The organism is Nocardia exalbida NBRC 100660, from assembly GCF_000308575.1.
In the GTDB taxonomy this organism is placed as follows: Bacteria; Actinomycetota; Actinomycetes; order Mycobacteriales; family Mycobacteriaceae; genus Nocardia; species Nocardia exalbida.
The window spans coordinates 22,954-49,384 of the sequence record NZ_BAFZ01000099.1 but is presented as its reverse complement, the minus strand read 5'-3'; the positions used below and the strand labels follow the sequence as shown (position 1 = coordinate 49,384).

The window sequence follows — 26,431 nt, the reverse complement described above, 5'->3', positions numbered from 1 at the left end:
ATCAGTGTTAGCAGAACATACCGCGCCCTGATGTTACTGGTGTGAAATTTGATGCGAATGTTACCGATGGTTCGAGGGTGGAGCCGACCGGAAGCGCGCTGCGGTTAATCTAATCGTTGCCGTCCGCGCTGTCGCCAGAACATCCAAGTCCGGGCGTGCCGACCGACGCACCGCACTCGAACCGAAAGCCAGCGATTTGAATCGTCACCTCCGATGGGCTTTGTCGGTGCTGGGCCTGTCCGTGCTGGCCCGGTTGCTCTGGATGCTGCTGTCTCCGAACGGGATGAACCTCGTCGACCTGCACGTCTACGTCGGTGGGTCGGCCGCGCTGCTGACCGATCAGCTCTACGACTTCACCTACGCGGAGAAGACCCCGGACTTCCCGTTGCCGTTCACCTATCCGCCGTTCGCGGCGCTGGTGTTCTTCCCGCTGCACTATCTGCCGTTCACCATGGTCGCGGTGGCCTGGCTGCTGGCCATCGCCGCGGCGCTGTACGCGGTGGTGCACATCAGTCTCGAGCTGATCTTCGGTGCGCAGCGGCTGCGGACGCCGCAGTGGCGGGCCGCGACCGTCGGCTGGACCGCGCTGGGGCTGTGGCTGGAACCGGTGCGAACCACGATGGACTACGGCCAGGTCAATGTCTTCCTGGTGCTGGGTGGGATGCTCGCGGTGCGCAGTTCGCGGTGGTGGATCTCCGGCGGACTGGTCGGGATCGTCGCGGGCATCAAGTTGACGCCCGCGATCACCGGCCTCTACTTCGTCGCGCGCGGGCGCTGGGCAACCGTGGTGTGGTCGGCGGTGGTCTTCGGCGCGACGGTGGGGCTGAGCTTCTTGATCGCGCCCGCCGAGGCGCGCCGGTACTTCGGCACGCTGCTCGGGGACGCCGACCGGATCGGCCCGGTGGGTTCGGTGTGGAATCAGTCGCTGCGCGGCACACTCAGCCGGATCCTCGGCTACGACGTGGAGTCCGGTCCGTGGTGGATCGCGGCCGTGCTCGTGGTCGCGGTGCTGGCGTTGCTGGCTTGGCGCGCGCTCGGCCGGGACGACCGGCTCGGCACGCTGATCGTGGTGCAGCTGTTCGGGCTGATGGTCTCGCCGATCTCCTGGTCGCATCACTGGGTGTGGCTGCTGCCCGCGGTGCTCTGGCTGGTCTACGGGCCGCTGCGCCGGGCGCCCGGCGCGCGGATCCTGGCGGGGTACTGGCTGGTGACGATGTTGGTCGGTGTGCCGTGGGTGCTGTCGTTCTTCCAGGATTCGATCTGGACCATCTCGCGCCCCGGGGTACTCGCCTGGCTCGGCGCCGTCGACGTACTCGGCGTCGTGGTGTTCTACCTCTGGATCATCCGCTTCGGGCCCCGGCATGCCGAATCGGACGTGGATGAGGAAACGCGCGTGACAACCGAGGGCTCCGCGCGGACTACGTAGGCGCCACCGCGCGGTAGTGGCTCGGGCAAGGCCCATCCTCAACGCGACGATGGGCCGAGACTCCCGGTTTCGAGCGAAGCGAGACCGAGCATGTTCTGTTCGCGGCCCGGCTCGTGTCCGAGTGGCCGTCGCGTAGGCGACGAAGGAGCAAGCGGCGGTCGCTCGGACACGAGCCATGAGGGGGGCCGCGAACACGCAGCGCCGCAGGCGCTGCAAATTCAGCAGAGCCGATCTATCTGGTGCGCCAAGGCGACGTCCAGCGCGGTGAGCCCGCCCGCGGAGTGGGTGGACAGGCTGAAGGTGACGTTGCGCCAGCGGATATCGATGTCCGGATGGTGGTCGGCCTCCTCCGCGACTTCGGCGACCCGGCGCACGAGGTCGATGCCCGCGGGAAAGGTGGGCGCCTCGACCGTGCGGACCAGTGCGTCCCCTGATCTGGTCCAGTCCGGCAGTTCGGTGAGGGCCTCGGCGATCTCGATATCGGAGAGCAGTGTCTGCTGGGCCATAACACTCCTTACTACTCGCCTCGGGCCGCCCCGGAAAGGTGGCGGCGATGGTCAGGCCGCGCGTGCCTGCTTGAGTGCCTTCTTCAGATCCTTGCCGGTGACTCCGGCCGCTTCGCACTTCTTCATCCGCATGATGACCACGGGGCACTTCAGGCAGCGCGTCTTCTTCCGACAGCACTTCTTCTTGGGTTTCAGGCTCGAAACCTTCTTTGCTTTGACCTTGCCCACGGGGGTTAGCGTACCCTAAGTGCAAAGCCTGAAACGTTGCGCGAACGGACTGCCGGTAGGGTGTAGCTGGCCGCTATGCCCGGTGAGTTTCGATTCTCCACCTGTCTGCAAGGAGCCCGGCGTGAGCGTCAGGACCCGGAGGCGGCAACCTGCGTAACCGCGCAGGGGTCCCGCTCTCGCAGGACACCGAGCACCATCGGCTCCCACACCGAAACAGCAGGAGGATTCAGGCGTGTCGTCTGCACGCGATTTTCGCAACGTCGCCATCGTGGCCCACGTCGACCACGGCAAGACGACCCTGGTCGACGCCATGCTGCGCCAGTCCGGCGCCTTCGCCGAGCGGGCCGAGCCCGTCGATCGGGTGATGGACTCCGGCGACCTGGAGCGCGAGAAGGGCATCACCATTCTCGCCAAGAACACGGCGGTGCACCGCCACCACCCGGACGGCTCGGTCACCGTCATCAATGTCATCGATACCCCGGGTCACGCCGACTTCGGTGGTGAGGTCGAGCGCGGCCTCTCCATGGTGGACGGTGTCGTGCTGCTGGTGGACGCCTCCGAGGGCCCGCTGCCGCAGACCCGGTTCGTGCTGCGCAAGGCGCTGGCCGCGTCGTTGCCGGTGATCCTGGTCGTGAACAAGACCGACCGCCCCGACGCCCGCATCGAGGAGGTCGTCGAGGAAAGCCACGACCTGCTGCTCGATCTGGCCTCCGATCTGGACGACGCCGCCGCCGAAGCCGCCGAGCTCGCGCTCGACCTTCCGGTGCTGTACGCCTCCGGTCGAGAGGGCAAGGCGTCCAAGGAACGTCCGGAGAACGGCAACGCCCCGGCCGCGGAGAACCTCGACGCGCTGTTCGACGTGCTGCTGGAGTACATCCCGGCGCCGAAGGGTGATCCGACCGCGCCGCTGCAGGCGCACGTCACCAACCTGGACGCCTCGGCCTTCCTCGGCCGGCTGGCGCTGGTCCGCATCCACAACGGCGAACTGCGCAAGGGGCAGAACGTCGCGTGGATGCACGCCGACGGCGTCAAGCAGGTGAAGATCACCGAGCTGCTGCAGACGATCGGCGTGGAGCGTCAGCCGGGTGAGGTCGCCGTGGCCGGCGACATCGTCGCCATCGCGGGCATCCCGGAGATCATGATCGGCGACACCCTCGCCGACATCGACGATCCGGTCGCGCTGCCGCGCATCACCGTCGACGAGCCCGCCATCTCGGTCACCATCGGCACCAACACCTCGCCGCTGGTCGGCCGGGTGCAGGGCCACAAGCTGACCGCCCGCATGGTGAAATCGCGCCTGGACCAGGAACTGGTCGGCAACGTGTCGCTGCGCGTGCTCGACATCGGCCGCCCGGACGCCTGGGAGGTGCAGGGCCGCGGTGAGCTGGCGCTGGCCATCCTGGTCGAGACCATGCGCCGCGAGGGCTTCGAGCTGACCGTCGGCAAGCCGCAGGTGGTCACCAAGCAGGTCGACGGCAAGGTGCACGAGCCGTACGAAGAGCTGACCATCGACTGCCCCGACGAGTACCTGGGTGCGATCACCCAGTTGCTGGCCGCGCGCAAGGGCAAGATGGTGCAGATGAGCAACCACGCCGCGGGCTGGGTGCGGATGGAGTTCATCGTTCCCTCGCGTGGCCTGATCGGCTTCCGCACCGACTTCCTCACCGAGACCCGGGGCACCGGCATCGCCAACGCCGTGTCGCACGGTTACGCGCCATGGGCGGGCGAGATCCGCGCCCGGCACACCGGCTCGCTGGTCTCCGACCGGTCGGGCACGGTGACGCCGTTCGCCATGATCCAGCTCGCCGACCGCGGGCAGTTCTTCGTGGAGCCCGGCGCGGACACCTACGAGGGACACGTCGTCGGCCTGAACCCGCGCGCGGAGGATCTCGACATCAACGTCACGCGGGAGAAGAAGCTGACCAACATGCGCAGCTCGACCGCCGACGTGATCGAGACCCTGGCCAAGCCGTTGCAACTGGATCTCGAAGCCGCCATGGAGTTCTGCGCCGCCGACGAGTGCGTGGAGGTCACCCCGGAAGTGGTCCGGATCCGCAAGGTGACCCTCGGGCAGAACGAGCGTGCGCGGGAACTGTCCCGGCGCAAGGCGCGGGACCGCGCGGCCCTGTAATCAGCTCCGATGGAACGGGATTCGGTGTCCGCGGGACGCCGGATCCCGTTCCGGTCGGTGCGAGCCGGAAGGTGTTCGCGCTGGAGCCGCGGATTCGGCTCGCGTACACCCGAGGATTGTCGGCAATTCATCCGTGATGCAATTCGGGGTGTGCGCGGCAATCGGAATATCCTCGATACGGCTTTGTGATTGGGTTTGCGGACCGGCTCTGTTGCCGCATCTGCCTTCCGAAGGACGTCGATTATTTCTACGTCGTTCTCGGCCATTTCTCTGTGCCGTGAGAACGTGGAACGAAGTATTCGCATTCTCCGTGTAGAGAATCGCTGGCCGGCGCGCGTGTTCTGCGTGGGGGACTGGACAGAATTCAGGACGCGACTCGGATGCAGAACGTTTTGTGCCATCCAATGGAAACCGCAGACTTACGGCGTGTTCTGATTCGTCCGCGCCTCACGCTTGTGGTCACCCGGGCGGTCGAGGAGATGCCGTTCTCGGCGACCGGAGGGCTTGACGTGCAGCTCTGCCAAGCATGCGCCTCGAGCGGGCGCACCTGATCATTGCTTCGCGTAGGCGGTTTTCTTCTCCTGGTCGGTGTTTCGGTGCGATTGTTGACTTACGCGAACGAGTGAAATCAGCTCGTGCTTTCGCGAACATGGACAATCGGCAGGAGAATTGTCGGAATTCGGTGCGTCGGTACAACCCCGAGTATCGCTCCGTAGCGGGTGCGCCGAATATTTGCCGAGGCTCGGCCCGGTATGGACGGGTCGTATCATCGGCGCTGCGAAGCACTCGCGTTCGCATGTCCGCGGATATCCGATCGACCGCGTTGTTTCCCCGCTCGGCAGCAGGAATCTGGGAACGGCCTCGACCGTACGGTAGAGTTCCCGAGCGTGAAAGTGGGCGCAGGAAAACGCGCAGCGTGGCGCACGTTGTTGCCGGCCGTGGCAGTGCTGACCTTGATCAGCAGCTGTGCCGCGAATCCGCCGCCGCCCATCGAGAGCACCGACAGCCCGAAGACCACACCGGTCAAGCCTGCGGAGACGACCGTGGTCGTCGCCCTGGACACCATCGGTACCGCCTTCAATCCGCATCTGCGCTCGGACCAGTCCGCCGCCACCTCGGCGATCGCCTCCCTGGTGCTGCCGAGCCCGTTCCGGCCGGTACCCGATCCGGCGCGGCCCGGTGCGACGGCTTGGGTGCCGGATTCGTCGTTGCTGGTCTCCGCCGAAGTGACCGCGCAGGAACCCTTCACGATCACCTACAAGCTGCGCAACGAGGCGTCCTGGTCGGACGGAGCGCCGATCGCGGCCGAGGACTTCCGCTACCTGTGGCAGGAGATGATCTCCGAACCGGGAGTTGTCGATCCGGCCGGATACCGCATGATCTCGGATGTGAGCTCCTCGGCGGGGGGCAAGACGGTCACCGTCGTGATGGCGCAGCCCTACCCCGGCTGGCGCGAGTTGTTCACCGATCTGCTGCCGTCCCATCTGCTCAAGGACGCGCCCGGCGGGTTCGCCAGGGGGATGAACGGCCAGGTCAACGGGGTCCGGGTGTCCGGCGGCCCGTTCGGGATCCGTTCGGCGGACCCCGGCCGCGACGAGATGCTGCTGGAACGCAACGACCGCTTCTGGGGCACCCCGGCGATGCCGGGCCAGATCCTGCTGCGCCGCGGCGGCACGCCCGCGCAGCTGGCGGGCTCGCTGCGCACCGGAGACATCCAGATGGCGCTGGTGCATGGCGGCGTGGCGACCCAGGCGCAATTGGGGGCGATTCCCTCCGTGCGGACCGCGATCATGCCGCAGTCGCGGGTGCTGCAAATGGCGCTCAACGGGCGCAAAGGCGAACTGAGCGATCCCAGGGTCCGCTCGGGTGTGCTGGCGCTGCTCGACCCCGCCCTGCTGGCGACGGTCGGCGCCCAGACCGGCAACTGGGTGGAACCGGCTCGCGCGCAGGTGCTCGCGCCGTCCGATCCCGGTTACGCCCCGACCGCTCCGCCGCGTCCGTCGGCGGAGGAGGCTTTCGCCCTGCTCGCCGCCGCGGGTTACGGCCGGGCGCCGGAGCCGCCGCCCGCGATCTCCCCGACCTCGCCCGCCCCGCAGCCGCGCAGCCTCGGCAAGGACGGCAAGCCGCTGGCCGTGCGCATCGGCGCGGTGGATCGGGACGCCACCGCCTTGGCCGTGGCCAATACCGCTGCCGACCAGCTGCGTAGCGCGGGCATCGACGCCACTGTGCGCAGCGTCGCCGCCGACGAGCTCTACGGCAAGGAACTGATCGAGGGCACGGTCGACGCCATCGTCGGCTGGGAGGTGGCCGGATCCGATCCGGCCACCGTGCTGGCGTCCCGCTACGGATGCCCGCCCCCCGCGCTGCCGGGGGTCACCGGTCCTGCGCAGGCCATCGCCGAGGCGGCGCAACGCGCGCCCAGCAACCTGTCCGGGATATGTGATCCGACCCTGCAACCCGCGATCGACGAGGCTCTGCGGGGCGGCGACGTGGGGCGGGTGCTCGCCGAAGCGGAGCCCAAACTGTGGGCCATGGCGACGGTGCTGCCGATCGTGCAGGACAACGCCGTCGCGGCGTCCGGTCCCCGGCTGGACGGCGCCTCGCTCAGCGGCGCGATCCAGGTCGGCATCTTCGGCGACGCGTCCATGTGGCGCAGGATTCCGTGACCGCGGGGACGGGCGGGCTGCTGCTGGTGCACGCCCACCCGGACGACGAGTCCATCACCACCGGAGGCACGATCGCGCATTACCGCCGCCGCGGCGTGCCGGTCACCGTGCTCACCTGCACGCTCGGCGAGGAGGGCGAGGTGATCGGCGACGAGTGGGCGCTGCTCGCCGCGCAGCACGCCGACCAGCTCGGCGGCTATCGCGTCCTCGAGCTGACCCGTGCGCTGGCAGCGCTGAACGCGGGCTCGCCGCGCTTCCTCGGCGGCGCGGGACGATGGCGCGATTCCGGAATGGCGGGCACGCCCGCCGCGCACAAGCCCCGGGTATTCGTGCGCTCCGGGGACGAAGCGGTGCGGGCACTCACCGACGCGGTGCTCGAGCTACGGCCGCGCGTCGTGGTCGGTTACGACCCGAACGGCGGCTACGGCCACCCGGACCACATCCGAGCACACGAGATCACCACGGCCGCCGTGCAGGTGGCGGCGGGCGAGGGCTGGGACACCCCGAAGTACTACTGGACCGTCACCGACGCCGACATGCTGCGCCTGCACACCGCCGCGCTGGCCCGGCGCACGGCCGCGGGCCTGCCCGGCGCGCTGCCACCCGGTTGGCGGCTGCCCGCCGAAGGCGAGCTCGCGAGCGTGCCCAGTGACGCGGTGACCACCACGATCGACGTGTCCGACGTGCTGACGGCCAAGCGCGCCGCGCTGCGGGCACACGCCACCCAGGTCACCGTCGCGCCGTCCGGCCGGGAATTCGCCCTGTCGAACAGAGTCGCCCAGCCGGTTCTGCCCGAAGAGCACTTCATCCTGGTGCGGGGGCGGCGTGGTCCGCTCGGGCCGGACGGGCGGGAGCACGATCTGTTCGCCGGACTGGAGTGACCGGACTCCGCCGATGTTGTCGCCGGAGGGTTGCCATCCAGCGGTGTCCGCGCGGCGGGTACCGTTCGGCGTGATCTCGGGACATCGAAATGGAGGAACCGGCGTTTCATGACCGCGCGCGGCGACGAAGCTCACCTCAGCATCGAGGACCACGGTTACCACAAGAGTCTGAAGCCGCGGCAGCTGCAGATGATCGCGATCGGCGGCGCCATCGGCACCGGTCTGTTCCTCGGGGCGGGCGGACGACTGGCCAGCGCCGGACCCGGGTTGTTCCTGGTCTACGGCGTGTGCGGGTTCTTCGCGTTCCTGATCCTGCGCGCGCTGGGTGAACTCGTCCTGCACCGGCCCTCGTCGGGGTCGTTCGTCTCCTACGCGCGCGAGTTCTTCGGCGAGAAGGCCGCCTTCGTCGCGGGCTGGATGTACTTCCTGAACTGGTCGATGACCGGTATCGCCGACACCACCGCGATAGCGCAGTACTTCCACTACTGGTCCGGGTTCGCCGCCGTCCCGCAGTGGGTTCTCGCGTTGGTCGCGCTGGTCCTCGTGCTGAGCGTCAACCTGATCTCGGTGAAGTGGTTCGGCGAGATGGAATTCTGGGCCGCGCTGGTCAAGGTGTTCGCGCTCAGCGCGTTCCTGATCGTCGGCACGATCTTCCTGCTCGGTCGCTTCACCGTGCACGGTGAAGCGACCGGCCCGAGCGTGGTCGCCGATCACGGCGGCCTGTTCCCGACCGGCATCATGCCGCTGGTCGTGGTGGTGTCCGGTGTCGTTTTCGCCTACGCCGCGGTCGAATTGGTCGGCACCGCGGCGGGCGAGACGGAGCACCCGGAGAAGATCATGCCGCGGGCGATCAATTCGGTGATCGCCCGGATCGCCGTCTTCTACGTCGGTTCGCTGGTGTTGCTCGGGCTGTTGCTGCCGTACACGCGGTACACCGCCGACGAGAGCCCCTTCGTCACGTTCTTCACCATGCTCGGCGTCCCCGGGATCGGCAGCGTGATGAATCTCGTGGTGCTCACCGCGGCGTTCTCCAGCTTGAACGCAGGCCTGTACTCGACCGGCCGCATCCTGCGCTCGATGTCGATGAACGGCAGCGCGCCGAAATTCACCGGGGTGATGGGCGGCAACGGCGTCCCCTACGGCGGCATCCTGCTCACCAGCCTGATCGCGCTCGTCGGTATCGCGCTCAACGGCATCGTCCCGAATCGGGCGTTCGAGATCGTGCTGAACATGGCGTCGCTGGGCATCGTCGCCTCGTGGGCCACCATCGTGCTGTGCCAGCTGCAATTGTGGCGCTGGTCCATTCAGGGACGCATCCAGCGGCCCGCGTTCCGCATGTTCGGTGCGCCCTACACCGGCCTGCTCACGCTGGTGTTCCTGTTCTTCGTCGTCGTGCTCACCGGGTTCGACTATCCGGTGGGAACCTGGACCGTCGCGACCCTCGCCCTGATCGTCCCCGCGCTGATCGTCGGCTGGTTTGCCGCGCGGAAGCGGGTGCTGGCCATCGCGGCGGAGCGTAGCGGTCCGACCGGCGAGTTCCCCGTGGTCGCCGCGCTGCCTGCCGACCGGGAGAACTGATCATGCATCTCGCAGCGCCGGAATAGACTCGGCAGTATGTACAACTGGGAGCTCCAGAACGCGATCGCGGCGTTCGTCGAAAGCATGCGGCCGCACTGGCCCGAACAGCACGACATGTATATGACGGTGCTGTACGCGTTCGCCGATATGCAGAGCCACCTGTTGACCCTCCTCGGCTACCCGCCGGTGCCGTGACGACGAAGCTCGATGACCACGCGGGCGATCGGGCTCCTGTGGCAGCCGCGGATGCCCGCCGTCCCATGGGGGTCGTCGGCTCGGTGATTCTGCTGCTCCTGGTCCTGAACGCCCTGCTCACGCTGGCACTCGAGGCGCTGTACCTGCCGACCTACCTGGGCTCCGTCGCCTTCCCGGCGTCCGCCGTGGTGGCGGGGGTGGTGAACGTCCTGCTCGTCGTGGGCGCGCGATCGGTCACCCGGCGTCCCGCCGTGCTGGGTCTTCCGGTGGTGGCCTGGGCGTTCGGCTTCCTGGTCTGCGCGAGCGCCGGTCCGGGCGGGGACATTCTGCTGGGCAGTGATTGGCGGACGGCGCTGTTGCTGTTCGGCGGGCTGCTGCCGCCGCTGGGGTACCTCTACATCCAGGCGAACGCGAGCCTGTTCCGTCATCACTGATCTCGGTGGCCGGACCGCCGAGGGCGCGTTGCCGGCGTACGTGCCGCTGGCGTCCGATGCCGCGGCTCGGCAACCGACCAGCGACACCCGCCCGGTGGGTCAGCGCGCACCCGGTAGCCCCGGTGTGACCGCTTCGATGAGACCCCACGCGTCCTCGGCGGGCAGGTCGACCACGGCGTAGCGCTTCTTGCCCGCCGCGGTGGCCGCGACCACCGTGGCGACTCCCGCACGCCGCTGGAAGAAGGTCCGGCGCACCGTCCAGCCGATCACGCCGGGGGCCTCCAGGCAGTCGCGGTCCCGGTCCAGCGACCCGGACCGGGTGATCAGCCAGGCCGGGCCGGTGGGCGTGCGGGGCAGCACCGCGTGGCCGAGGCCGCGATAGCGGTCCTCCGCGAGCGCGAGCGCGATCGGTAGCGCGAGGCCGGGCACCAGCCACCACCACGGTGAATAGTGCTCTCCGGCAAGGGAGAAGGAGACCGGTACGGCGGCGATCAGGACGACCGGCGCGAGCACGCGGGTATGCCTGCGGCGCCGCGCGGCGGGCCCATGCGCGATAAGCGGAGCGCTGCCCGGCTCCGGGACGGTGTGCGAGTCCGATGCCCCCGCGCCGGTGGGCCTCGCGTCCGGACGGAGCGGAGTGTCGTTGTCGTGCACCTCCTCCGGGGCCAGGAGATGGCCGAGGGTGTGTTCGACGGCCTCGCGCGGGGCCTGCGGCAGGATCTTCTGGCGCGGGTTCTCCCCGGTCATGATCGCTTCGAGTTCGGCGCCGCCGGCAAGGCGCAGCAGCAAGGGTTCGTTGACCGTCGCCCCGCGCAGCCGCGCCCGGTCGAGCGTGATCTGACGGGTGGTGAACAGGCCGTGGCGCAGCTGCAAGGTCTTGCCGTCGTCGCGCACACGCAACCCGAAATACGTGGTCAGATAGTGCGCGCACGCGGCAGCGCTGACCACGAGGACGATGGCGCACAGCAGCGCCCCCGCGGCGAGCGCGAGGACGAGCACGCCGCCGTCTTCCACGTCGTGTACCGCGTCCGACCGGAACACGATCTCGCCGAGCCCGTACTGCAGCGCGAAGCCGACGATCGGGGCGATGATCGCGAACCCGGTCAGCGACAGCGGGGCGTAGCGCACCCACGCCGGGCTCCAGTGCCCGATCTCGCGCGCCCGCGTGCGCGGGGCGGTGAAGCCACCGGATTCGTTCTGCCCCGACTCTTTCCGGTCCTCGGACTGCTCCGCCCGCGCGGCCGTGTGGGCGAGCAGCGCGGCCCGTAACGGCGGCACGACCCGCGTGTCCAGGGCGTCGAGCTTGAACTTCTCACCCGAATCGGCCTGCTGGCCGGTGCCGATCGCCAGCACCGCGAGTCCGAGAGCCCGGTGCAGCAGGTCGGCTTCGACGTCCACCGAGCGGATGCGTGAGCGCGGCACCGACAGCTTCTTGCGTTGCAGCAGGCCGGTGCGCAGCTCGACGTGCGTCGGCCCGACCCGATACGTCGTGGTGAACCAGCGGGTCAGCGCGAACCCGACGATCAGCACGAGCGGAATGATGCTCCACACGTGGTTGCCGCTGCTGGTGCCGAGGATCACCGAACCGATCAGCACCGGGATGAACTTCACCAGCTCGGTGATCGGGTGGACCAGCAGCATCCGCTTGTCCAGCCGCTGCCACGGCTGTTCGGCCTGCGCGGCGTCCGCCGCCGGTTCGCCACTCATGTCGCGTCCCCGCGATGCTGGGCGGCGATCCTGGTCAGCCGCGTCACGGTTTCCTCGGCGACCGGGAGATCGAGCGCGCTGATCTGGACCGCGCCCGCGGAGGACGCGGTGGTCACGGTGACCGTCGCCAGTCCGAGCAGGCGCTCGAGCGGCCCGCGTTCCGTATCGACGGTCTGTACGCGCGAGATCGGTGCGACCCGGCTCTCCTGGGTGAGCCAGCCGACCCGGGTGTAGACCGCCTCGTCGGTGACCTCCCAGCGGTGCACGGCGTAGCGCCACCACGGGGCCACCCCGATGTTCAGCACGGCCGGCACGAGCGCGACCAGGAAGAAGCCGAGCTGCCATCCACGATGCGCGGAGTCGAGCAGCGACCACACCAGCAGAGCCGCGAACGGAATCACCCAGCTCAGCGCGGCCTGCGCGGTCCACAGGAGCCTCGCCTTGGGACTGGGGCGCCAGGCCGGATCGGCCATGATCGTGCGCGGCTGCGACATGCTGCCAATGTTTGCACGACCAGGTGTGCGCTGTCGTCGGCGAGCGTCGGCGGTGCCGCGCGGGCAGACGGGTGGGCGCGGGACTGCGCAGTGTCCATGGGCGCACGAATGCTTCTGTGCTGCAAAGGATTCGGACGCGGATCAGATACGTGAGGGCGGTCGGCCTCCTGCGTCATCTCGCAGGCTCGGCCTCGGTGTAGTCGCGACAGCGGTGATCGTTCCCGGCGCGGCGCCGACGTGGGTGCTTTTCCGAGGAGTCGGCACGCCCGGCCTGCACGGCGAAGGCTTCGTCTGGCGCAACGACCCGAAGGCCACCGTCGAAGGTGAACGCGGGTCCTGTGGTGCCCTGGAATAGCCTCGGGCACCCCGCAGTTGTCAACGCTCAACGGCGCTCCACGTTCCTGCGCGGGCGCCGTGGCGGGTGGAGCCGTAGCCCCGGGTGGCTTGTCCGCTCCGCCGCAACCAGCACTGGAGGGAGACAGTTCCGGATGTGTAGCGCATGATCGAGGGCGTGACCGACCTACCGAACCCGAGCGTCCCGTCCGCGCCGCCCAGTCCATCGGCCATGCGCCGGGCGCTGCGCAGGGCCCGCGACGGTGTCACGTTGAACGTGGACGAGGCCGCGGTGCTGCTGCACGCGACCGGTGACGACCTCGCCGACCTCTGTCGCAGCGCCGCGCGGGTGCGCGACGCCGGGCTGGCATCGGCCGGGCGTCCGAAGACGATCAGTTATTCCCGCAACGTCTTCATCCCGCTGACCCGCCTGTGCCGGGACAAGTGCCACTACTGCACCTTCGTCACGGTGCCCGGCAAGCTGCGCGCCGAGGGCGAGGGCATGTTCCTCGAACCCGACGAAGTGCTCGACATCGCCCGCCGAGGTGCGGCGCTGGGCTGCAAGGAGGCGCTGTTCACGCTGGGTGACCGGCCCGAGGATCGCTGGCCGGAGGCCGCGCAGTGGCTGGACGAACGCGGCTACGACTCCACGCTGGACTACCTGCGCGCCGTGTCGATCATGGTGCTGGAGGAGACCGGCCTGCTGCCGCACCTGAACCCAGGCGTGATGTCCTGGGCGGAGATCGCGCGGCTCAAGCCGGTGGCGCAGTCCATGGGCATGATGCTGGAGACCACCTCCGCCCGGCTGTTCACCGAGAAGGGCAACTGCCACTACGGCAGTCCGGACAAGGACCCGGCCGTGCGGCTGCGGGCCATCACCGACGCGGGCCGGCTGTCGGTGCCCTACACCACCGGCATCCTGGTCGGCATCGGCGAGACGATGGCGGAGCGCGCCGATTCGATCATGGCGATCCGCAAGCAGCACAAGGCTTTCGGGCATATCCAGGAAGTCATCATCCAGAATTTCCGCGCCAAGGACGACACCGCGATGCGGGACGTGCCGGACGCGGGCCTGGAGGAATTCCTCGCCACCATCGCCGTCACCCGCGTGCTGCTCGGGCCCGACGTGCCGGTGCAAGCGCCGCCGAACCTGGTGTCGCACGAGGAGTGCCGCGCGCTGATCGAGGCGGGCATCGATGACTGGGGCGGCGTCTCGCCGGTGACGCCCGACCACGTGAATCCGGAGCGGCCGTGGCCGAACCTGGACACGTTGCGGGAGATCACCGAGGCGGCGGGCTATCAGTTGGTCGAGCGGACCTCCGCGCACCCGAAGTACGTGCGCGCGGGCAATCCGTGGGTCGATCCGCGCATCGGCGCGCACGTCGCGGCGCTCACCGACCCGGCGACGGGGCTGGCGAAGCCGGACGCGATCCCGGTCGGCCTGCCCTGGCAGGAACCCGAGGAGTCGTGGGAATCGGCCGGGCGCGTCGACCTCAACACCGCCATCGACACCGAGGGCCGCAACACCGAGACCCGCAGCGACGCGGCGCTCGGGCAGGACCTCGTCGGCGCTTTCGGCGACTGGGAAACCATTCGTGAACAGGCGCGCGACCTCGCCGTCAGCACGCCGCAGCGGCTGGATGCCGACGTGCTCGCCGCGCTGCGCGCCGCCGAGCGCGATCCGGCCGGGCTCAGCGACGCCGAGTATCTCGCGCTGGCCACGGCGGACGGCGCGGACCTGGAGGCGGTCGCCGCGCTGGCCGATCAGTTGCGCCGCGACACCGTCGGCGACGACGTCACCTACGTCGTGAACCGGAACATCAACTTCACCAATATCTGCTACACCGGGTGCCGCTTCTGCGCGTTCGCCCAGCGCAAGGGGGACGCGGACGCGTTCACGCTGAGCATGGACGAGGTCGCCGACCGGGCCTGGGAGGCGCATGTCGACGGCGCCACCGAGGTGTGCATGCAGGGCGGCATCGACCCAGACCTGCCGGTCACCGGGTATGCCGACCTGGTGCGGGCGGTCAAGCGGCGGGTGCCGTCGCTGCACGTGCACGCGTTCAGCCCGATGGAGATCGTGAACGGCGCCTCGCGCGGCGGACAGAGCATCCGGGACTGGCTGGTCGCGCTGAAGGAAGCGGGCCTGGACACCATTCCGGGGACCGCCGCGGAGATCCTGGACGACGAGGTGCGCTGGGTGCTCACCAAGGGCAAACTGCCCACCTCGGCGTGGATCGAGGTGATCACCACGGCCCATCAGGTGGGCATCCGGTCCAGCTCGACCATGATGTACGGCCACGTGGACAATCCGAAGCACTGGGTCGGGCATCTGCGCGTGCTGCGCGGTATCCAGGACGAGACCGGCGGTTTCACCGAATTCGTGCTGCTGCCGTTCGTGCACCAGAGCGCGCCGCTGTACCTCGCGGGCGCTGCGCGGCCGGGGCCGACCAACCGGGACAACCGCGCCGCGCACGCGCTGGCCAGGATCATGCTGCACGGCCGGATCCACAACATCCAGACCAGCTGGGTCAAGCTCGGCACCACCGGTACCCGGGTGATGCTCAACAGCGGCGCCAACGATCTCGGCGGTACATTGATGGAGGAGACCATCTCCCGGATGGCGGGCTCGCAGCACGGCTCGGCGAAGACCGTCGCGGAACTGGTGGAGATCGCCGCGGGCATCGGACGGCCGGCCAGGGAGCGGACGACCATCTACGGTGTGCCGGAACGCAAGGTGTCGGCATTGCCGCTGACGGTGGGGTAGGGAATCGGCAGCACTCCGCGGTAACTTCGGCGAGAAACGTCTCGCGGTCACTGATGCCCGAACCCGATTTCGAGAGCACGTATGGGTGCGGCCCGTCTCACCGACGGGCCACCCCGGAGAACACAGATTCCGTACCATCCGACCGCGGCGGCCGGAAGACCCGCGTAGGCGGGACATACCACCCGAAGTTAGGGCAGGCTGACCAGTAGTAACGTGGGGTGCCGGGATAGGGTTTCGCCGGGCGGACTATCCCGCAGGCGAGGACAGACTAGGAGAGCGGCAGTGCCGTACATCATCGCTGAACCGTGCGTTGACGTGAAGGACAAGGCATGCATCGAGGAATGCCCCGTGGACTGCATCTACGAGGGTGGCCGCATGCTGTACATCCATCCCGACGAGTGCGTGGACTGTGGTGCATGTGAGCCGGTGTGCCCGGTGGAGGCGATCTTCTACGAAGACGACACCCCGGACCAGTGGAGCGGATACGTGAACGCCAACGTCGATTTCTTCGATGAGCTGGGCTCGCCCGGCGGCGCCACCAAGGTCGGCAAGGTCGACTACGACCCGCCGTTCATCAAGGAACTGCCCCCGATGGCGAGTGAGTGAGACCTGACGTGTCGCCGCGTGGCCGGGTCAGCAGCCTGCTACCCGATTTTCCCTGGGACACCATCGCTTCGGTGAAGGTGCGGGCGGCTGCCCATCCAGGCGGGATCGTCGACCTGTCCGTCGGCACTCCGGTCGACCCGGTCGACCCGCTGATCCGGACCGCGCTGAACTCCGTCGCCGCCGTGCCCGGCTATCCCACCACGCACGGCACCCCCGAACTCCGTGCGGCCGCGGTCGACGCGCTGAAGCGGCGCTACGGGATCACCGGACTCGAGCCCGCGGCCGTGCTGCCCGCCATCGGCACCAAAGAGCTGATCGCGGGACTGCCCCGGCTGCTCGGCCTCGGCGCGGGCGACCTGGTCGTCATCCCGGAGGTCGCGTATCCCACCTACGAGGTGGGCGCGCTGCTGGCGGGCGCGCAGGTGCTGCGCGCCGATGGACTGACCCGGCTCGGCCCGCAGACGCCCGCGCTGATCTACGTGAACTCGCCGTCCAACCCGACCGGCCGGGTACTCGGCGTCGAGCATCTGCGCAAGGTGGTCGCCTTCGCCCGGGAACGCGGCGCGATCGTCGCCTCCGACGAGTGCTACCTGGGACTGACCTGGGAGGGCCGCGCCCTCTCCTTGCTCGACCCCGAGGTGTGCGACGGCGACCACACCAACCTGCTGGCCGTGCATTCGCTGTCGAAGACCTCCAACCTGGCCAGTTACCGCGCCGGGTTCGTGGCGGGCGATCCGGCGCTGGTCGCGGAGCTGCTCGAAGTGCGCAAGCACGCGGGCATGATGGTGCCGTTCCCGATCCAGGCCGCGATGACGGCCGCGCTCAGCGACGACGCGCACGAGGCGCGTCAGCGCGAGCGGTACCGCGCCCGCCGTGACGTGCTGCGAAAAGCGCTGGAGGCGGCGGGTTTCCGGATCGACCACTCCGAGGCGGGCCTGTATCTGTGGTCCACGCGCGGTGAGCCGTGCCGGACCACCTTGGACTGGCTCGCCGACCGCGGCATCCTCGCCGCGCCCGGCGACTTCTACGGCCCCGGCGCGAGCGAGCACGTACGGATCGCGCTGACCGCGACCGATGAGCGGATCGCCGCGGCGGCCGAACGACTGGCCGCGGGCTGACGCCGGAAGCGCTTTCCTGCTCCGTGCGAGCGCAGCAATTTCGATAGGGGCCGTTCCGATCCCGGTGTGTCGGCGTCCACGCGCGCGGGGCAAGGCGAGCTAGCCTGAGGTATGGACGCTGTCACGGTTGTCCCCACGCCCGCCAACGAGCCGGTGCACTCCTATGCGCCCGGTAGTCCCGAACGTGAGCTATTGCTTGGCAAACTCGCCGAGTTGTCCGCCGCGCCCGTCGACGTGCCACTGGTGATCGGCGGCAAGCACCGTCCCGGTATCGGTGAACGGCACGACATCGTCGCACCGCACCGGCACCGGCAAGTGCTGGGGACCTACACCGACATCACCCAGTCGGAAGCGCACGGAGCCATCGATGCCGCGGTGGCGGCCGCCCCGGGGTGGCGGGCACTGCCCTTCGAGGACCGCGCCGCGGTGCTGCTGCGCGCCGCCGACCTGCTGGCCGGGCCGTGGCGGGAGACTCTCGCGGCGGCCACCATGCTCGGGCAGTCGAAATCGGCCCAGCAGGCCGAGATCGACGCCCCGTGTGAGCTGGTCGACTTCTGGCGTTTCAACGTCGCGTTCGCGCGCGACATCCTGGCGCAACAGCCCGCGTCCAGTGCCGGGGTGTGGAACCGGATGGACTATCGGCCGCTGGAAGGGTTCGTCTACGCCATCACGCCGTTCAACTTCACCGCGATCGCCGGGAACCTGCCGACCGCGCCCGCGCTGATGGGCAACACGGTGGTGTGGAAGCCCTCGCCGACGCAGACGTTGGCGGCGTTCCACACGATGCGGCTGCTGGAGGCGGCGGGCCTGCCGCCCGGCGTGATCAACATGGTCACCGGAAACGGCGTGCAGCTGTCGGAGGTGGCGCTGACCGATCCGAGGCTGGCTGGAATCCATTTCACCGGTTCCACCAGGACATTTCAATATCTGTGGCAGCAGGTGGGCGCGAATATCGACCGCTACCACGGCTATCCGCGCCTGGTGGGGGAGACGGGTGGCAAGGACTTCATCGTCGCGCACTACTCGGCCGACCCGGACGCGCTGCGCACCGCCCTGATTCGCGGAGCGTTCGAGTATCAGGGCCAGAAGTGCTCGGCGGCCTCGCGCGCCTACATCGCGCGGTCGGTCTGGCGCGCGATGGGCGACGAGTTCCTGCACGAGACCGAAGAGCTGAGCTACGGCGACGTCGCGGATCTGTCCAATTTCGGTGGGGCGTTGATCGATCGGCGCGCCTACGACAAGAACGTGACGGCCATCCGCCGCGCCGTGGAAGCGGGCATCGCCATCCCGGTCGGCGGAACCTACGACGACAGCGAAGGCTGGTTCGTCCGGCCCACCGTGTTCCTGGCGGACAACCCGCACGACGAATCGTTCGCCACCGAGTACTTCGGACCGATCCTGTCGGTGTACGTCTACGACGACACCGAACCCGGCGCCTACAGCGCGATCCTCGCCGAAGTGGAGTCGGCGGCGCCCTACGCGCTCACCGGCGCGGTGTTCGCGCAGGACCGGTACGCGATCGAAGAGGCCGACGCCGCGCTGCGATTCGCGGCGGGCAACTTCTACGTCAACGACAAGCCCACCGGCGCGGTGGTGGGTCAGCAGCCGTTCGGCGGGGCGCGCGCCTCCGGCACCGACGACAAGGCGGGCTCGCCGTTGAACCTGCTGCGCTGGGTCGCGCCACGGACGATCAAGGAGACGTTCGTGCCTGCCGTCGATTACCGCTATCCGCACATGGGGAGCTGAGGCGCGCGGTTACACCAGCGGTTTCCCCTGCCGCAGCCGCCTGCGCAGGTCGTAGTGGTAGGCGTTGAGCGGGAACATTCGTGCGGATTTCGGCAGTCGCCGGTGCACGGCCCCGATGGCCCGCAGCAGCCGGTCCAGGCGCCGCTGGTCGCGGTCGGTCCAGGTCATGCCCATCTCGTCGCGCAGGTGCTGCGGGAGCAGGCCGGTGACGATGAAGCGTTGCAGCCCGGCGAAGGCCACCTGCACCGGTCGCGGCATCATCTTCAGGTCGATCAGACCGTCGAAGTAGTCCCGCAGCTCGGGTTCGATGCCGTGCTTCTTCAAGTTCTCGTCCCAATACCGCTGGAATGCCGCGCGATTCGCCGGCCACATCTCCGGCCGCATCTGCAAGGTGGTGCCCAGGCGCGCGGCGTAGTCGTAGAAGGCGTCGGCGGTGGCGTCGTCCATGGGGCCGTGCATCCGGGTGTAGAGGTCATCGATGCCCCAGTACAGGCAGGCCGCGACCCACAGCTGCAGGTTCGGGTCGAAAGCGTTGTACTTCACCGGGCTCGCGGCGGTGGAGCGCACCGACCGGTGCGACACGTTGACGGCCTCGCGGTACGCCTCGCGCTCGGCATCCGACCCGAGCAGCGCGACGGCGATATAGGTGAGTGTGGTGCGCAGCCGCTTGATCGGATGCAGCGTGACCTTGCCGCTGTCGACGGTGCTCTCCAGGACGCCGCGGCCGACCGGGCGCAAACTCAGCTGCATGATGACATTGGCCGCGCCGCCGAGAAAGGCGGCGATGCCGTCCACGTACTCTTCGACCGTCTCCGGCGTGAGGGTTCGGCTGGGGTCGGGCTCGTGCTCGGCGGTGCGCAGCGGCGCGGTCATCGTCGACCTCGTCTTTCGTGTCGGCCCGATCCAGGGAGAATCGGTCGATGAGAAGATTATGCCCTAATTTTCTCATCGACTCGCGGCCGGTGTCAATCATGCGAGAAGACGGTGACGGTGTGCGATGCTGAAAGTGTCATCGTTTCGGTCTCGCGGATAGGGTTGAGGTATGGCCAGGTTGACCAGGCTGCTGCCGCTGGTGCGCAGCGCTGCCCCCGAGGATCGCAACCAGGCGCGAGTGCTGGACGCGGCGCTGCTGGCGTTCCTCGACTTCGGTATCAAGCGGACCAGCATGGTCGAAGTCGCGCGCCGCGGCGGATTGTCGCTGGCCACGCTCTATCGCCGCTTCGCGAGCAAAACCGATCTGATCAGGGCCGTCGGGCTGCGGCAGACGCGCGATTTCATCGAGGAGGTCGACGCCGCGCTCCAGCGCCAGGTAGACCGGAACGCGAGCGCGGAAGATCAGATCGTCGAACTGTTCGCCGCGTTCATCAACGGCCTGCGCGGAAATCAGCTGATCCACCGGCTGCTGGCCACCGAACCCGAACTCGTGCTGCCCTACCTGACCACCCAGGGCGCTCCGGTCATCGAGCTCGGGCGGGACTACCTGGCCGAATTCATCACCCGCTTGCAGCGCGAAGGCAAGTTGCCGGAATACGATCCGGAGCCGTTGGCCGAGATGATCGCCCGCACCGCGCTGTCACTGGCGCTGACGCCGCAGACCGTCATCCCGCTCGGTGACGACGCGTCGATCCGGCAGTTCGCGCGCGACCACGTGGCGGTGTCGTTCCGGGTGCGCTGACCGGCTCAGCGGTGCAGCGGGACCCCGGTGATCATCGCCCAGAGCGCGGCCGTCACGTCCGCGGTCTGCTCGGCCGAGGTGCCGCGAGTGTGCGCGGTCACCGCGAAACCGGGGCCGTAGGAGGCCGAGGCGACCTCCGGCTCGCCGAGATCCGACCAGCCCCATTTGGTGCCGAGCACGAACGGCCACCGTGCGGTGCCCCAGTCCTGTTCGGTGCCGTCTTGGGCCGTCGATCCCGCCGCCGCCATCCATTCGAAGATCGGTGATCCGGGATCGGTGCGCAGTTTCGTGGCCAGAAAGTCGGAGACGTCGGCGGCGCTGGTCGTCCCCGCGCCCCAATTGGGTCCGGGCGTCGTCTCGGCGAGCCCGTATTCGGCGGCGATGGCGGCGATGGCCTGGGGGTACTTGGCCTCCATCACGCTCGCCGCGCCGTCATCTGAATAGCGGATCATTTGCTCGCCTAGGAATCGATCCTCGGCCGAGCCGTCGCCGTGGCGCAGGGCGTAGTCGGCCAAGAAGAGTTTGGACAGCGACAGGCTCGACCGCGACTCGTGTTCGTTCGCCGTGCCCCAGCCGATGCCCACCGAGGTGCGCACGGAAATCGCCGTGCGCGGCGCTACCGCGGCCACCTCGGTCTCCGCGGTCTCGTCGGCGCAGGCTACCGGGGCGGACAGCGCCAGGAGCGCACCGGCGACGAGCGCGGTCATGGTCAATCGGTGGCCCATGTTCTCCTCCTGGCTCGCGTCGTCGGACCGCCGATCGGGACTACACGATCGGTAGGTACGTGATGCGATTGCCCAGTAGTAGCTATACGAAACGGAGTTCGCCGTCAGACCAGGCGCAGGCCGAGTCGGCGCCGGACGCGCATATCGAGGAGATAGGCGTTCAAGGGAAACAGGCGGATCGGTCGCGGGAGCCAGGATTGCGTGGCCCCGACCGCGTGCAGGATGTGGGCGAGGGCGCGCTCGTCGCGGTCGGTCCAGGTCATGCCCATCTCGGCGCGCAGATGCTCGGGCAGCAGGCCGGTCACGAAGAAGCGATGCAGGCGCCCGAACGCCAACTGCGCGGGCCGGGGCAGCATGCGCAGGTCGACGAGGTCGTCGAAATAGGCACGGACGACCGGGTCGATGCTGGTCTTCGCGAGATTCGTGGCCCAGTACTCCGCGAAGGCGCGCCGGTCGGTCGGCCACATCGATTCGGGCATCTGAAGGGTGGTGCCGAGCCGGGCGGCCAGATGGTAGAACGCGTCGGCCGTCGTCTCGTCCATCGGGCCGTGCATGCGCTCGTACAGATCCTGCGCTCCCCAATGCAGGCAGGCCGCGACCCAGAGTTGCAGCGCGGGGTCGAAGGCGTTGTAGCGCACCGGGCTCGACGCGGTCGAGTGGACCGGGCGGTGTGAGACGTCGACCGCCTCGCGGTAGGCGGTGCGTTCCTCGTCGGTGCCGAGCATCGCCACCGAGAGGTAGGTCAAGGTGGTGCGCAGTCGTTTGATCGGATGCAACATCACGTTGCCGCTGTGCACGGTGCTCTCCAGCACGCCGTATCCGACCGGCGGAGTGCTCAGCTGCATGATGACGTTCGCGACGCCGCCGAACAAGCCGGCTATGCCGTCGATGTATTGCCCGATGTCGAAGGAGTCCGGCGATTCGGGGGAACGCGTGGCGGGAAGTGGCCTGGTCATCATCGACCTCGCAGTACTGAGAAAGCTATGCAACAACGTTCTCACCACGTCAGCGGGAGTGTCAACCGTCACAGCCCGCACCGGTCGCCACGCGCCGCGGTGGACCCGGCGAAGTAGCGTGGGCGGATGTCGTTCGGTCCTCCGCTGCTGCTCAGTTCGCTGAACCCCCTCGCCGTCGCAGGTGGAGCGGACATCCCCGACGCCGTCACGATCGACGGGACCACCCTGTCCCGCAGTGACCTGCTGGGAGCGGCCACTTCGGTGGCCGAACGCGTCGCGCGCGCCGAGCGGGTGGCGGTGCTGGCAGGCCCGACCGTGGAGACCGTGCTCGCGGTGGTCGGCTGCCTCATCGCGGGTGTCACCGTGGTGCCCGTGCCCCCGGATTCCGGAACCGCGGAGCGGGCGCACATCCTGGCCGATTCGGGTGCTCAGGCGTGGCTGGGGAAAGCGCCGCAGGACGCGGAACTGCCCGTGGTGCCGGTGCGGCGGCACGCCAGGTCATGGCACACCTATCCCGAACCCGACCCGGCCGCTACGGCATTCGTGCTGTACACCTCGGGAACCACCGGGTTGCCCAAAGGCGTGATGCTCAGCAGGGGCGCGATCGCCGCCGGTCTGGACGCCCTCGCCGACGCATGGGCTTGGACCGCGAGCGACACGCTGGTGCACGGGCTTCCGCTGTTCCACGTGCACGGGCTGATTCTCGGACTGCTCGGCCCGCTGCGCGTGGGCAGTCCGCTGATCCACACCGGCAAGCCCACGCCGCAGGCGTACGCGGCGGCCGGAGGTTCGCTGTACTTCGGCGTGCCGACCGTGTGGTCGCGGGTGGTCGAGGACCGCGACTCGGCGAAGCGATTGTCCGGCGCGCGGCTGCTGGTCTCCGGCAGTGCGCCACTGCCCGTGCCGGTGTTCGAGCGACTGCGCGAGCTGACCGGGCACGCGCCGGTCGAGCGCTACGGCATGAGCGAGACCATGATCACGCTGTCCACCCGGGCCGACGGCGAGCGCAGGCCGGGCTGGGTCGGCACGCCGGTGCGTGGCGTGCGCACCCGGCTCCGGGACGAGTCCGGCTCCCCGGTCCCGCACGACGGCGAGAGCATCGGCGGCCTTCAAGTGTCCGGGCCCATGCTCTTCGACGGTTATCTGAACCGACCGGAGGCGACCGCGCAGAACTGGACCGAGGACGGATGGTTCCGGACCGGCGACGTCGCCGCGATCGACGCGGAGGGTTTCCACCGCATCGTCGGCCGGGAATCGGTGGACCTGATCAAATCCGGTGGCTACCGGGTCGGCGCGGGGGAGGTCGAGACGGTGCTGCTCGGTCATCCGGCGGTCGCGGAGGTCGCGGTGGTCGGCCTGCCCGACGACGACCTCGGTCAGCGCATCACCGCCTTCGTCGTGCTGCGCGATGCCGCGACCGAACGCGAACTGATCGACCATGTCGCCGGTGAACTCTCGGTGCACAAGCGTCCGCGCGAGGTCCGCGTGGTCGACACATTGCCGCGCAACGCGATGGGCAAGGTACAGAAGAACAAGCTGGGTTGACCTCGAGTTCGGTAGAGGTTCTACGGTCGGCCCATGACTTCGACCCTGACCCCCGAACAGATCGACTACCTGCACACCCAGCGCCTGGGCCGGCTGGCCACCGTCCGGCCCGACGGCACCCCGCAGAACAACCCCGTCGGCTTCCGCTACAACGCCGACCTGGGCACCATCGACATCGCGGGCTGGAACATGGGCGCCTCGTGGAAATTCCGCAACCTCGCCACCAACGACCACGTCGCATTCGTCGTCGACGACGTCGCGTCGGTCCAGCCATGGCGGGTCCGCTGCCTCGAAATCCGCGGCACCGCCGAAGCGCTCACCGACATCGACCCGTACATCTCCGGGGTCTCCCGCGAAATGATCCGCATCCATCCCCGACGCGTCATCGCATTCGGGCTCTCCGGTGAGTCTCCCGACACCGCCTGATCCGGCCGAGCCTCCACGAGTGGCACTTGGTTGCGCCACTCGTGGAGGTTCTAGTCGTTGGCGTGGAGGTCGGCGTTGAGTTCGATGCCGGTGCCCTTGCGGGGGACTACCTCGACGGCGCCGGTGGTGGAGTTGCGGCGGAACAGCAGGTTGTCGCGGCCGGCCAGGTCGGCCGCCTTGACGAGGGTGCCGTCGGGGGTGGTGACCTTGGTGCCCGCGGTCAGGTAGAGGCCCGCCTCGACCACGCAGTCGTTGCCGAGCGGGATGCCGAGGCCGGAGTTCGCGCCGAGCAGCGAGCGCTCGCCGATGGAGATGACCTTGGTGCCACCGCCGGAGAGCGTGCCCATGGTGGACGCGCCGCCGCCGATATCGGAGCCGTCACCGACCACGACGCCCGCGGAGATACGGCCCTCGATCATCGAGGCGCCGAGGGTGCCCGCGTTGAAGTTCACGAAGCCTTCGTGCATGACGGTGGTGCCGGAGGCCAGGTGCGCGCCGAGGCGGACGCGGTCGGCGTCGCCGATGCGGACGCCGGAGGGCAGCACGTAGTCGACCATGCGCGGGAACTTGTCCACGCTGTACACGGTGACGGGGCCGCGGGCGCGCAGCTTGGCACGGGTGGCCTCGAAGCCCTCCACCGCGGCGGGGCCGTGGTTGGTCCACACCACGTTGGTCAGCAGGCCGAACTGGCCGTCCAGACTCACCTCGTGCGGCTTGACCAGGCGGTGCGAGAGCAGGTGCAAGCGCAGGTAGACGTCGTGCGCGTCGACCGGGGCGGCGGACAGGTCGGCGATCGTGGTGCGCACCGCGATCACGTCGACCCCGCGCGCGTCGTCGAAGCCCAGCAGCGCCGCGTACTCGGCGGGCGCCTCGTCCAGCCGCTTGGTGCCGGTCTCGGCGAACTCGCCCAGCTGCGGGGCCGGGTACCACGTGTCCAGTACGGTCCCGTCCGCGGTCACATTGGCGATACCGACTGCTGCTGCTCCCTGGATGCTCACGGCCTAGAGGTTACCGACCCGCGCCGGACAACGGTGCGGCTGCTCCGGCGACCGCCATTACCGCCGCGACCGCTCCCGGAAGAGACGGCCGCGACCCGAGGCGGCGTGCGGGCCGGGGCGGGTGAGCGGGTCGTAGGGTGAAGCGCGTGACCATCGACCTGCATGCCGACCCGATCGCACTGACCGCCGCACTCGTCGACATCCCGAGCGTCTCGCGCGACGAGGCGGCCATCACCGACGTGGTGGAGCGGGCGTTGCGCGAGCAGACGACGGGGTTCGAGATCCTCCGGCACGGAAACGTCGTGCTGGCGCGCACCCGACGCGGGCTGCCCACCCGGGTGATCCTGGCCGGGCACCTGGACACCGTGCCGATCGCCGACAACGTGCCCGGCCGGTTCGAGGTGAGCCCGGTGGGCGAGCGGGTCCTCTACGGCTGCGGCTCGGTGGACATGAAGTCGGGCGACGCGGTCTTTCTGCACCTCGCCGCGACCGTCGCCGACCTGGTGCACGACCTGACCTTGATCTTCTACGACGGGGAGGAGATCGCCGCCGAGTTCAACGGGCTCGGGCACATCGAGCGGGATCTGCCCGACTGGCTCACCGGCGACCTCGCCGTCCTCGGCGAACCGTCCGGCGGCTGGATCGAGGCCGGTTGCCAGGGCGCGCTGCGCGCTCGGCTGCGCACCTCCGGCGTTCGCGCGCATGCGGCGCGGGCGTGGCTGGGCGATAACGCGATTCACCGGCTGGCCCCGATACTGCAGCGGCTGGCCGACTATCGCGCGCGGGAAGTGGACATCGACGGCTGCGTCTATCGCGAGGGCCTGTCCGCCGTGCAGGTCGAGGCCGGAGTCGCGGGCAATGTCGTGCCGGACGCCGCCGAGCTGGAGGTCAACTTCCGTTTCGCTCCCGACCGCACGATCGACCAAGCCGTCGAGCACGTGCGCGAGGTCTTCGCCGGACTCGAGCTGTCCTTCGAGGTGATCGACGCGGCGCCGGGCGCGCTGCCCGGCCTGACGGCGCCGGCGGCCAAGGACCTGATCGACTCGGTGCAGCGCCACGGCGGCGGCGGTGTCCGCGCGAAGTACGGCTGGACCGACGTCTCGCGTTTCGCGGCCCGCGGCATCCCCGCCGTCAACTTCGGTCCCGGCGATCCCAACCTCGCGCACAAGCGCGACGAGCACGTCCCCGTCGACCAGATCACCGCCGTCACCGCCATGTTGCGCAGCTACCTGAGCAGCGCACCGGACTGAACGCTGCGCGCGGGTCGTTCTCTGGAATCGGATTTTCGGA

The 26,431-nt window shown here is 69.0% G+C and carries 23 protein-coding genes; 15 read left to right on the top strand and 8 right to left on the bottom strand.

The window, feature by feature from the left end; translation table 11 throughout:
• Positions 1-112: 112 nt before the first annotated feature.
• Positions 113-1,426: a mannosyltransferase gene (locus ON29_RS23440; RefSeq protein WP_083864023.1), complete on the top strand. Its 1,314-nt coding sequence runs from the start codon at positions 113-115 to the stop codon at positions 1,424-1,426.
• 218 nt (positions 1,427-1,644) lie between these two features.
• Here ON29_RS23440 and ON29_RS23435 read toward each other — a convergent pair whose 3' ends face one another.
• Both ON29_RS23435 and ON29_RS36495 read right to left on the bottom strand, forming a co-directional pair.
• Positions 1,645-1,932, bottom strand: a complete 288-nt coding sequence (locus tag ON29_RS23435; RefSeq protein WP_040869527.1) for a 4a-hydroxytetrahydrobiopterin dehydratase — start codon at positions 1,930-1,932, stop codon at positions 1,645-1,647.
• 51 nt (positions 1,933-1,983) lie between these two features.
• Entirely contained in the window at positions 1,984-2,160 is a 177-nt protein-coding gene (locus ON29_RS36495; protein ID WP_085994939.1) for a hypothetical protein, read from the bottom strand.
• A 232-nt stretch (positions 2,161-2,392) separates the two neighbouring features.
• Here ON29_RS36495 and typA point away from each other — a divergent pair, with 232 nt between their 5' ends.
• The 6 genes from typA to ON29_RS23410 all read left to right on the top strand — a co-directional run bounded on the left by typA (position 2,393) and on the right by ON29_RS23410 (position 10,045).
• The gene (gene typA, locus ON29_RS23430; RefSeq protein WP_040869525.1) at positions 2,393-4,291 is read left to right on the top strand and encodes a translational GTPase TypA; all 1,899 of its coding nucleotides are present in this window, start codon (positions 2,393-2,395) and stop codon (positions 4,289-4,291) included.
• A 938-nt stretch (positions 4,292-5,229) separates the two neighbouring features.
• Positions 5,230-6,957 carry an ABC transporter family substrate-binding protein gene (locus tag ON29_RS23425; RefSeq protein WP_281032562.1) on the top strand — a complete coding sequence of 576 codons (1,728 nt, stop codon included), beginning with the start codon at positions 5,230-5,232 and terminating at the stop codon, positions 6,955-6,957.
• Positions 6,954-7,838, top strand: coding sequence for an N-acetyl-1-D-myo-inositol-2-amino-2-deoxy-alpha-D-glucopyranoside deacetylase (gene mshB / locus ON29_RS23420; RefSeq protein ID WP_040869695.1), 885 nt, complete (start codon positions 6,954-6,956; stop codon positions 7,836-7,838). Before ON29_RS23425 ends, mshB begins: the two co-directional genes overlap by 4 nt.
• Before the next feature lie 108 nt (positions 7,839-7,946).
• Positions 7,947-9,416, top strand: coding sequence for an amino acid permease (locus ON29_RS23415; protein ID WP_040869524.1), 1,470 nt, complete (start codon positions 7,947-7,949; stop codon positions 9,414-9,416).
• A gap of 36 nt (positions 9,417-9,452) precedes the next feature.
• On the top strand, positions 9,453-9,611 hold the full coding sequence (locus tag ON29_RS36490; RefSeq protein ID WP_168434053.1) for a hypothetical protein: 159 nt from the start codon (positions 9,453-9,455) through the stop codon (positions 9,609-9,611).
• On the top strand, positions 9,608-10,045 hold the full coding sequence (locus tag ON29_RS23410) for a hypothetical protein (protein WP_051175513.1): 438 nt from the start codon (positions 9,608-9,610) through the stop codon (positions 10,043-10,045). Before ON29_RS36490 ends, ON29_RS23410 begins: the two co-directional genes overlap by 4 nt.
• A 99-nt stretch (positions 10,046-10,144) precedes the next feature.
• On the opposite strand, the gene ON29_RS23405 is transcribed toward ON29_RS23410, so the two are convergent.
• Entirely contained in the window at positions 10,145-11,752 is a 1,608-nt protein-coding gene (locus tag ON29_RS23405; RefSeq protein WP_040869522.1) for a PH domain-containing protein, read from the bottom strand.
• Positions 11,749-12,246, bottom strand: a complete 498-nt coding sequence (locus ON29_RS23400; RefSeq protein ID WP_051175512.1) for a PH domain-containing protein — start codon at positions 12,244-12,246, stop codon at positions 11,749-11,751. The genes ON29_RS23405 and ON29_RS23400 overlap by 4 nt, the downstream gene beginning before the upstream one ends.
• A 499-nt stretch (positions 12,247-12,745) precedes the next feature.
• Between ON29_RS23400 and ON29_RS23395 the strand changes: the two genes are divergently transcribed.
• The 4 genes from ON29_RS23395 (at position 12,746) to pruA (ending at position 18,816) form a co-directional block, all read left to right on the top strand.
• Positions 12,746-15,346, top strand: a complete 2,601-nt coding sequence (locus tag ON29_RS23395; RefSeq protein ID WP_040869520.1) for a bifunctional FO biosynthesis protein CofGH — start codon at positions 12,746-12,748, stop codon at positions 15,344-15,346.
• Between the two features lie 282 nt (positions 15,347-15,628).
• Complete coding sequence (fdxA, locus tag ON29_RS23390) at positions 15,629-15,952, top strand: ferredoxin (protein WP_014987978.1); 324 nt, start codon at positions 15,629-15,631, stop codon at positions 15,950-15,952.
• Positions 15,949-17,070: a succinyldiaminopimelate transaminase gene (gene dapC, locus ON29_RS23385; protein ID WP_281032561.1), complete on the top strand. Its 1,122-nt coding sequence runs from the start codon at positions 15,949-15,951 to the stop codon at positions 17,068-17,070. The genes fdxA and dapC overlap by 4 nt, the downstream gene beginning before the upstream one ends.
• A 111-nt stretch (positions 17,071-17,181) precedes the next feature.
• Positions 17,182-18,816, top strand: coding sequence for an L-glutamate gamma-semialdehyde dehydrogenase (gene pruA, locus ON29_RS23380; protein WP_040869516.1), 1,635 nt, complete (start codon positions 17,182-17,184; stop codon positions 18,814-18,816).
• A 9-nt stretch (positions 18,817-18,825) separates the two neighbouring features.
• On the opposite strand, the gene ON29_RS23375 is transcribed toward pruA, so the two are convergent.
• Positions 18,826-19,689, bottom strand: coding sequence for an oxygenase MpaB family protein (locus ON29_RS23375; protein ID WP_051175511.1), 864 nt, complete (start codon positions 19,687-19,689; stop codon positions 18,826-18,828).
• A gap of 169 nt (positions 19,690-19,858) precedes the next feature.
• Between ON29_RS23375 and ON29_RS23370 the strand changes: the two genes are divergently transcribed.
• Positions 19,859-20,491, top strand: a complete 633-nt coding sequence (locus ON29_RS23370; RefSeq protein ID WP_040869514.1) for a TetR/AcrR family transcriptional regulator — start codon at positions 19,859-19,861, stop codon at positions 20,489-20,491.
• A gap of 5 nt (positions 20,492-20,496) precedes the next feature.
• Here ON29_RS23370 and ON29_RS23365 read toward each other — a convergent pair whose 3' ends face one another.
• The gene (locus ON29_RS23365; protein ID WP_085994938.1) at positions 20,497-21,216 is read right to left on the bottom strand and encodes a hypothetical protein; all 720 of its coding nucleotides are present in this window, start codon (positions 21,214-21,216) and stop codon (positions 20,497-20,499) included.
• A gap of 104 nt (positions 21,217-21,320) precedes the next feature.
• Positions 21,321-22,172, bottom strand: coding sequence for an oxygenase MpaB family protein (locus ON29_RS23360; protein WP_040869513.1), 852 nt, complete (start codon positions 22,170-22,172; stop codon positions 21,321-21,323).
• 126 nt (positions 22,173-22,298) lie between these two features.
• Here ON29_RS23360 and ON29_RS23355 point away from each other — a divergent pair, with 126 nt between their 5' ends.
• Positions 22,299-23,717, top strand: a complete 1,419-nt coding sequence (locus tag ON29_RS23355; protein WP_040869511.1) for an acyl-CoA synthetase — start codon at positions 22,299-22,301, stop codon at positions 23,715-23,717.
• A gap of 33 nt (positions 23,718-23,750) precedes the next feature.
• The gene (locus tag ON29_RS23350) at positions 23,751-24,143 is read left to right on the top strand and encodes a PPOX class F420-dependent oxidoreductase (protein WP_040869510.1); all 393 of its coding nucleotides are present in this window, start codon (positions 23,751-23,753) and stop codon (positions 24,141-24,143) included.
• Between the two features lie 50 nt (positions 24,144-24,193).
• On the opposite strand, the gene dapD is transcribed toward ON29_RS23350, so the two are convergent.
• Entirely contained in the window at positions 24,194-25,141 is a 948-nt protein-coding gene (dapD, locus tag ON29_RS23345) for a 2,3,4,5-tetrahydropyridine-2,6-dicarboxylate N-succinyltransferase (RefSeq protein ID WP_040869509.1), read from the bottom strand.
• Positions 25,142-25,287: 146 nt separating this feature from the next.
• Here dapD and dapE point away from each other — a divergent pair, with 146 nt between their 5' ends.
• Entirely contained in the window at positions 25,288-26,391 is a 1,104-nt protein-coding gene (gene dapE / locus ON29_RS23340) for a succinyl-diaminopimelate desuccinylase (protein WP_040869691.1), read from the top strand.
• The last annotated feature ends 40 nt before the right edge of the window (positions 26,392-26,431 follow it).

Coding starts and splice junctions, on each gene's coding strand:
- ON29_RS23370 (WP_040869514.1), top strand. CDS start 19,859: ATGGCCAGGTTGACCAGGCTGCTGCCGCTGGTGCGCAGCGCTGCCCCC.
- ON29_RS23395 (WP_040869520.1), top strand. CDS start 12,746: ATGATCGAGGGCGTGACCGACCTACCGAACCCGAGCGTCCCGTCCGCG.
- ON29_RS23360 (WP_040869513.1), bottom strand. CDS start 22,172: ATGACCAGGCCACTTCCCGCCACGCGTTCCCCCGAATCGCCGGACTCC.
- pruA (WP_040869516.1), top strand. CDS start 17,182: ATGGACGCTGTCACGGTTGTCCCCACGCCCGCCAACGAGCCGGTGCAC.
- ON29_RS23350 (WP_040869510.1), top strand. CDS start 23,751: ATGACTTCGACCCTGACCCCCGAACAGATCGACTACCTGCACACCCAG.
- ON29_RS23405 (WP_040869522.1), bottom strand. CDS start 11,752: ATGAGTGGCGAACCGGCGGCGGACGCCGCGCAGGCCGAACAGCCGTGG.
- ON29_RS23355 (WP_040869511.1), top strand. CDS start 22,299: ATGTCGTTCGGTCCTCCGCTGCTGCTCAGTTCGCTGAACCCCCTCGCC.
- ON29_RS23375 (WP_051175511.1), bottom strand. CDS start 19,689: ATGACCGCGCCGCTGCGCACCGCCGAGCACGAGCCCGACCCCAGCCGA.
- ON29_RS36490 (WP_168434053.1), top strand. CDS start 9,453: ATGTACAACTGGGAGCTCCAGAACGCGATCGCGGCGTTCGTCGAAAGC.
- ON29_RS23435 (WP_040869527.1), bottom strand. CDS start 1,932: ATGGCCCAGCAGACACTGCTCTCCGATATCGAGATCGCCGAGGCCCTC.
- ON29_RS23400 (WP_051175512.1), bottom strand. CDS start 12,246: ATGTCGCAGCCGCGCACGATCATGGCCGATCCGGCCTGGCGCCCCAGT.
- ON29_RS23415 (WP_040869524.1), top strand. CDS start 7,947: ATGACCGCGCGCGGCGACGAAGCTCACCTCAGCATCGAGGACCACGGT.
- ON29_RS23365 (WP_085994938.1), bottom strand. CDS start 21,216: ATGGGCCACCGATTGACCATGACCGCGCTCGTCGCCGGTGCGCTCCTG.